Here is a 637-nt window from a genome sequence, read left to right as displayed (position 1 = left end):
ATCGGGCAGCCGACGTTAATCACGCCCTACTCGCGCGAGCCATGACGCGCGTACTACGTCGGACGGCTCCATCATCCGCGGATCGCGGCATTGGCCTTTTCAGCCGCGGCGATCATTGCATCCTTTGCCGATCTGGCTCCGGACACGACTTCATTAACGCCAATCATGAAGACATCCTGGATGGGTCTCGATTGCGGGTGGAAAAGGATTGCCTTGGCGCGATCGACATCGGCGTTTTGCAAGTTGCTCAGTGCTGCCTCGGTGGCTTGCCTGCCGAATGCGTTACTGAAAGCCTCGCTCGACCAGGCCGACAGCCGTGTCGTTGCCAGCCCCGTAGCTGCGGTCCGCAACGAGGTCGGCTTGCTCGTTGCCCATAGCAGGAACAGGAAAGCCGCCTGCTTGTTCTTTGATTTGGAGTTGATGCACGCCTGCCAGTGCGACATGAAGGGGACGGGTTCGCGGCCAGGGAGATGCGGAAAGGCTGCAAACCCCGCCTGCTTGGCGAGATGGCTCTTCGCTGGATTGGAGATGTCGGTCGCAAAGTTGCTGCTGTCGATTGCCATTGCTGTCCTGCCCTGCAGGAAGTCGTCCAGCACCTGGTACCATTCATAGCTGCCGACGCCGATAGGCCCGGCCT

1 protein-coding gene is annotated in these 637 nt (G+C 60.1%); it reads right to left on the bottom strand.

The genetic code is table 11. From position 1 onward, the window contains the following. Window positions 1–71 precede the first annotated feature (71 nt). Window positions 72–637: extracellular solute-binding protein (locus IVA82_RS42610; RefSeq protein ID WP_247493891.1), on the bottom strand; the 566-nt coding region annotated here is incomplete at its 5' end.

The organism is Bradyrhizobium sp. 142, from assembly GCF_023074015.1.
In the GTDB taxonomy this organism is placed as follows: domain Bacteria; phylum Pseudomonadota; class Alphaproteobacteria; order Rhizobiales; family Xanthobacteraceae; genus Bradyrhizobium.
The sequence above is the reverse complement of the archived record's forward strand: the minus strand, read 5'-3'. Positions and strand labels throughout refer to the sequence as shown.